Below are 6165 nucleotides of genomic sequence, written 5' to 3'. Positions count from 1 at the left end.
CGGGAAGTGAAAGTTGTGCCGATTAAGTGTAACGAACGCGGCGATATCGACATGGAAGATTTGCAGGCCAAAGCGGTCCAGCACAGCAACAAACTTTCGTGCTTGATGATCACCTATCCATCGACGCACGGCGTTTTCGAAAGCACGGTGCGAGGCGTTTGTGACTTGATCCATGAACATGGCGGCCAAGTCTACATGGATGGCGCGAACATGAACGCCCAAGTCGGATTGACCAGTCCTGGGAAAATCGGCGCGGACGTTTGTCACTTGAACCTGCATAAAACGTTCTGTATTCCTCACGGCGGCGGTGGTCCGGGAATGGGACCGATCGGTGTGGCACCGCAGTTGGCTCCGTTTTTGCCTGAGCATCCGGTGGAGCGTCCCGATACTGCGGGCGAATTCGCGATCGGGCCGGTTTCGGCGGCACCCTATGGCAGCCCCAGCATCTTGACGATCAGTTACGTTTACATCGCCTTGATGGGCGCGTCGGGGCTGAAAAAGGCAACGCAGGTCGCGATTTTGAACGCCAATTACATGGCCAAGCGTTTGAGTGATCACTACGACATTCTGTATACCGATAGCGATGGCTTCGTCGCCCATGAATTCATTGTCGATTGTCGCAAGTTTGAAAAATCGGCAGGAGTGAAAATCGAAGATATCGCCAAACGATTGATGGATTACGGTTTCCATGGCCCAACGATGTCGTGGCCAGTGCCGGGCACGTTGATGATCGAGCCGACCGAAAGCGAGAGCAAAGACGAGCTCGATCGATTCTGTGACGCTTTGATTTCGATCCGTGCGGAAATTCAAAGCATCGAAGATGGCAAGATGGATGCGAACGATAACCCGCTGAAGCACGCGCCGCACACGATGGGCGCGATCGGCAGCGACGATTGGCAGCATCCTTATACGCGAGAGCAAGCGGCTTGGCCGATGGCATGGTTGCGGGACGCCAAGTTCTGGCCCACCGTCGGCCGTATTGACAGCGCCTATGGCGACCGCAATCTCGTGTGCAGCTGCCCGCCGATGGACGACTATTCCTAACGTGACCAGCCTGCAACGTGACCCGCTTGGGAAGCAGATCGCCAACGTTGTCCTAGCGTCCGTTGGCGATGACCTTTGCGGCGTTTTGCAGATTGCGTTCGGACGTTTCGCGGAACAGATCGGCGATCACGTCTTCGAGCGGAGGATCTTCGACCGCGACGTCTTCGATCGGATTGTCGCGTAGCGTCTCTGCTAACACTCGCGGCACATCGGCTCGATTGACTCGCACTCGGACTTTGGGCCAATTTTCGTCCAAGACTTCGCCGAACGTTGACATCGACGGACGGTGTCCTTCGGCAAACTGCAGCGTGATGATCTTCGATCCCGAGAATTTATCGATGATGCCCGAAAGCGATCCATCGTATTCGATGCGACCATCGGCAACGATCACGACCCGTTTGCACAACGCGGCAATGTCTTTCATGTAGTGGCTGGTCAACAGGATCGTGATCTTGCGTTTCTCTTGGTAATACCGCAAAAACTTTTGGATGTTGTGTTGCGCGATCACGTCCAAACCGATTGTGGGTTCGTCTAAAAACAAAACCTCGGGGCTGTGCAGTAGTGCCGCAATCAGCTCCATCTTCATTCGCTCACCAAGTGACAGTTCTCGCACTGGTTGGCTGAGCAGTCGCCCAACATCGAGCAGGTCGGTCAATTCGGCGAGCGTTGTTTTGAACTGCTCGGCATCGATGCCATAGATCTGCTGGTGCAGTCGGTACGATTCTTGCGCGGGCAAATCCCACCATAGTTGGTTTTTTTGGCCCATCACCAAGGCGAAGCGACGGCGATAGTCATTTTTCCGCTGCCAGGGGACGTATCCCATCACCGACGCCGTGCCGCTGGTCGGATTGATGACCCCGCTTAGTAATTTCAATGTCGTCGTCTTGCCGGCACCGTTGGGGCCAAGAAAGGCCACGAATTCACCTTGTTGAACATCCAAATCGATCCCGCGGACCGCTTCGACTTCGTTGTATTCGCGATGGAACAGTCCTCGGATACTGTCGGAAAGGCCCTCACGTTTTTTGTAGACGCGGTAGGACTTGGTTAATTGACGGACTTCGATAATAGACATGAATACGGCTGACTCGAGCAAAGGTCGGTACATCGCGCGGAGGCTACGGTCGGTTATTGTAGGGTGCGATGGCAACGACTGTAGATCCCCCGTGCCGACCGCTAATCAGCCTCGCATCTCTGTTTGCAATGTTTTTTAACAGCGAACATCCGCTAAATCAGCGGGGCGGTATTGAGGATGTTTCGATTTCGCCCCATTTTTTTGCTCTCAATCTTTCGACCTCTCCCCCGTATCCCCTCTCTGGAGTTTTTCCCACATGAGCACACCGATTCCTGCGATCCGTATTGGACTAGGGTACGATTCTCACCGACTCGGAAATGGCGGCCCACTGCGGATCGGAGCGATGGAGATTCCGGCCGAAGTGCATGCAATTGGCCACAGCGATGCCGATGTCTTGCTGCATGCGATCACCGACGCCTTGTTGGGGTCGGTTGCCGAGCCTGATATTGGCCGTCTGTTTCCCGACAATGCCGAAGAAAACCGGGACCGCGACAGCAGCGAGTTTCTGTACGAGGCGGTTCGCCGGGTCCGTCACCATGGCATGGAAATCGTCAATTTGGACTGCGTGATTTTGGCGGAACGTCCCAAAATGGCACCTCATTTGGACCAAATGCGAGAAACGCTCGCCGGACTATTGGATATCTCGGTCGATCGAGTGGGAATCAAAGCGAAAACAGGAGAGGGAATCGGGCCGATCGGTGGTGCGGCAGCGATCGCCGCGCGCGTCGTCGTGCTGGTGTACAGCACACGGGAATCTTAAATCGCCCTCTACTTGATCGGCATCTGTCTCTATAATTCCCCGATTCCACGAAGTTCGATTCTGCGTCGGAATCGTTTGCACCCCTGAAAGTCATTTTCCCAGAACTATTTCGATGAGCACTGCTACCGCGTCCACCGGCGTCAAGGGAGCTTCGGAGACGAAGCCACCGATCAAAATCTACAATACGCTGAGTAAAACCAAGGAAATCTTTCAGCCAATCAATCCTCCGAAGGTCGGCATCTATCTGTGTGGGCCGACGGTGTACGCCGAGTCGCATATCGGCCACATGGTGGGGCCTGTCATTTTTGACACGGTCAAACGCTACCTTCGCTACAGTGGCTATGACGTCACTTGGGTTGTCAATATCACCGACGTCGACGACAAATTGATCGCGAAAAGCCGCGAGCGTGGGATTCCGATGAGCCAGATTGCGGTCGAAATGACCGCCGACTACCTGTCGAATCTGCGTGAGTTGGGTGTCAATCAGATTGACTATCTGCCGCGTGCAACCGACCACATGCCGCAAATCATTAGCTTTATCGAGGCATTGATCGCCAAGGGGCACGCCTATGAAGTCGATGGCGATGTCTTTTTCGATGTGATGAAAGACCCGAACTACGGCCAACTTTCCAATCGCAGCGTCGATGCTCAGCAAGGCGAAGGGGGCGAGGCGGCGGCCAAGAAAAAATCGTCCGGCGACTTCGCACTTTGGAAAAACGCCAAAGGCCAATCGATCGCGTGGGATAGCCCCTGGGGCAAAGGGCGACCAGGTTGGCATATCGAATGTTCAGCGATGAGCCACGAAATCCTGGGCGATACGTTCGACATCCACGGCGGTGGATTGGATTTGATGTTCCCACATCACGAGAACGAACGGGCGCAAAGCGGATGCTGCCACGATGCACCGATGGTCAAATATTGGATGCACAACGGGCTGATGCGAGCCGGTGAAAAAGGCAAAGTCGGTGGCAAGAGCGATCGCGAGGAAACAAACGAAGAGGCGGCAGCGGGCAAAATCAGTCGCAGTAAGGGTGCGGGCGGATTGTCCGATTTGATTCGTCGTCACACCGGCGAACGCATTCGCTTCTTCTTGCTCCGCACGCACTATCGTTCGACCATCGTGTATGGCGAAGAAGGGCTACAAGAAGCCGGTACATCGCTCGAAGCGTTCTATCGATTTTTTGATCGTTTCGCCGAGATCAGCGGCAAATCCATTTACGACTTGCAGCCTCCGGCATCGCGAAGCGAAGGCGAATTTGATCCCGGCAAAGACGCATTGCTTGTTGAAATGCATGGCGTGCGGCAAAAGTTCTTGGCGGCGATGGATGACGATTTTAACTCCGGTGCTGCGATCAGCGTGCTGTTTGATACGCTGCGTTTGATGAATCGTTTCATCGACGAAAACAAACTCGATGCGAACAGTGACAAGGACTCGGCGGCAGTCGCTTCGCTTGTCGCCGCCGTGACGATCATTCGTGAATTGACCGCCGTGTTGGGGATCTTTGTCAAATCGCCTCCGAAATCCAGTGGTGATGATGGTGACGCGGCACTGTTGGACAGCGTCGTCCGTTTGTTGATCGATTTGCGAAAAGAAGCACGCGAGCGAAAAGATTATGCCACCGGCGATGCAATTCGTGATCGATTGAGCGAACTTGGCGTCGCGCTGCTGGACAAGAAAGAAGGCACCAGCTGGGAACGCAGTTCGTGATCAAAGGCGGCGTATCGGGACGGCGGATTCTAGGGATTGACCCCGGTTTAAATACCACCGGGTATGGGGTGATCGAGGTTCACGGTGCAACCATCAAGTTGTGCGAAGCCGGGATCATCCGCAGTCGTGCCAAGGATCCGCTAGAGATGCGTTTGCGAGAAATTTATACCGGTGTCAAGGAAGTAATCGAGGCGTTGAGCCCCGAAATGATGGCGCTAGAGCAGTTGTTTTCGCACTACGAGCGACCGCGAACGGCCATTTTGATGGGGCATGCTCGCGGGGTGATTTGTTTGGCGGCCGGCGAAGCAGGAATTCCGGTGGGACACTTTGAACCGACGCGAGTGAAGAAGGTGTTGACCGGAAACGGTCGAGCGCCAAAGCACCAAATGCAATTGGCGGTGAAGTTGCAGCTGCGGTTGGCGAACTTGCCCGAGCCGGCGGATGTTGCCGATGCACTCGCGATCGCGTTATGCGGTCATCACTTGGGCATCAACACGCCGCTGGACAAGTTGATCAAGTAGGGAGCGAACAATTACTGTCCCAATTTAATCATGCCGTAGTGGGATTCGCCAGAATTCCTCCGTCGAGATGGGAATTCTGGCGAATTCCACTACGGACACATCTGCTCGGTACAACGAAAGTCTTGACGACGTCCGCTACGATTCACCCGAAAGTTTAACTCTCATCAAGCACTCGAAACTAACCCATTTTTAATAACACTCATTTGTAGGATGCAATCTGTTGATCGTCACGATTACAGGAAAATTGGTTCGCGTTGGTGAAGCCTCCGTGGTGATCGAATCGGCTCCGTTTGAATACGAGGTGTTTGTTGCCGATTTCACTCGTCGTCAATTGCAAGGCAAGATCGGTGACGAGGCGCGACTGCATACGCTGCAGTACATCGAGGGCAACGCGGCTCAAGGAGGGCGTTTGACTCCGCGATTGATCGGTTTTCTTTCCGAACCCGAACGCCAATTTTTCGATCTGTTTTGCAGCGTCGACGGCGTCGGCGTGAAGAAGGCGTTGCGCGCGATGGTGCGTCCGGTCAAGGAATTGGCGGTGCTGATTGAGCAACAAGACGCAAAATCGCTCTCTGCCCTACCCGGCGTGGGGCCGGCAACCAGCGAGCGGATCATTGCGAAACTTCGTCGCAAAATGCCTCGCTTTGCCTTGATGGTAGATCCAGGTGCGATCGGCGAAACGCCCGAGGCGGGCAGCGAAGTGATCAGCGAGACGTTTGACGCCTTGATCACCCTGGGGCATTCCGAAGCCGATGCACGGCGATTGATCGACGAAGCGATCGCAGGCAAGAAGAAGTTCAAAGACACCGAGTCGCTGCTAACCGCGATCTACCAGCGGTCAAGCTAAGGTGTGTCTGAATTGAAAAGAGGTCCGTTCGTAGCGAAACTCGCAGAGAGTTTCGGTGGTCATGGTGAACGAATGTCTTCGCGACTTTCGCTAACTAGCTACGCAGGAGTTTTTCCATAGGTTAGCCGCTATGGTGCTAGAGCCTGTTGATTTAGTGAGCCGCTCGCGCGTCAGCGGCCGGGGGCCACGCATTACCTGGTGCCTTACGGCCCT

At 54.6% G+C, this 6165-nt stretch carries 5 protein-coding genes and 1 pseudogene; 5 read left to right on the top strand and 1 reads right to left on the bottom strand.

What is annotated here, in order from left to right; translation table 11 throughout:
- A pseudogene (locus tag RMSM_RS09740) lies at positions 1 to 1044 on the top strand (glycine dehydrogenase (aminomethyl-transferring)); the annotation flags it as partial.
- 52 nt (positions 1045 to 1096) lie between these two features.
- On the opposite strand, the gene RMSM_RS09735 reads toward RMSM_RS09740, so the two are convergent.
- Positions 1097 to 2116 carry an ABC transporter ATP-binding protein gene (locus tag RMSM_RS09735; RefSeq protein WP_008694836.1) on the bottom strand — a complete coding sequence of 340 codons (1020 nt, stop codon included), beginning with the start codon at positions 2114 to 2116 and terminating at the stop codon, positions 1097 to 1099.
- Positions 2117 to 2372: 256 nt separating this feature from the next.
- On the opposite strand from RMSM_RS09735, the gene ispF reads away from it, so the two are divergent.
- The 4 genes from ispF (at position 2373) to ruvA (ending at position 5952) form a co-directional block, all read left to right on the top strand.
- Positions 2373 to 2876 (top strand): 2-C-methyl-D-erythritol 2,4-cyclodiphosphate synthase, encoded by a 504-nt coding sequence (gene ispF, locus RMSM_RS09730; RefSeq protein ID WP_008694834.1) that lies wholly within the window; start codon positions 2373 to 2375, stop codon positions 2874 to 2876.
- A gap of 112 nt (positions 2877 to 2988) precedes the next feature.
- Positions 2989 to 4584 (top strand): cysteine--tRNA ligase, encoded by a 1596-nt coding sequence (gene cysS, locus RMSM_RS09725; RefSeq protein WP_008694833.1) that lies wholly within the window; start codon positions 2989 to 2991, stop codon positions 4582 to 4584.
- Positions 4581 to 5105, top strand: coding sequence for a crossover junction endodeoxyribonuclease RuvC (ruvC, locus tag RMSM_RS09720; protein WP_008694832.1), 525 nt, complete (start codon positions 4581 to 4583; stop codon positions 5103 to 5105). Before cysS ends, ruvC begins: the two co-directional genes overlap by 4 nt.
- A 220-nt stretch (positions 5106 to 5325) precedes the next feature.
- Entirely contained in the window at positions 5326 to 5952 is a 627-nt protein-coding gene (gene ruvA / locus RMSM_RS09715; RefSeq protein ID WP_008694830.1) for a Holliday junction branch migration protein RuvA, read from the top strand.
- Positions 5953 to 6165 lie beyond the last annotated feature (213 nt).

This window comes from Rhodopirellula maiorica SM1, from assembly GCF_000346295.1.
Classification (GTDB): domain Bacteria; phylum Planctomycetota; class Planctomycetia; order Pirellulales; family Pirellulaceae; genus Novipirellula; species Novipirellula maiorica.
This window is presented reverse-complemented; position numbering and strand designations above follow the sequence as displayed.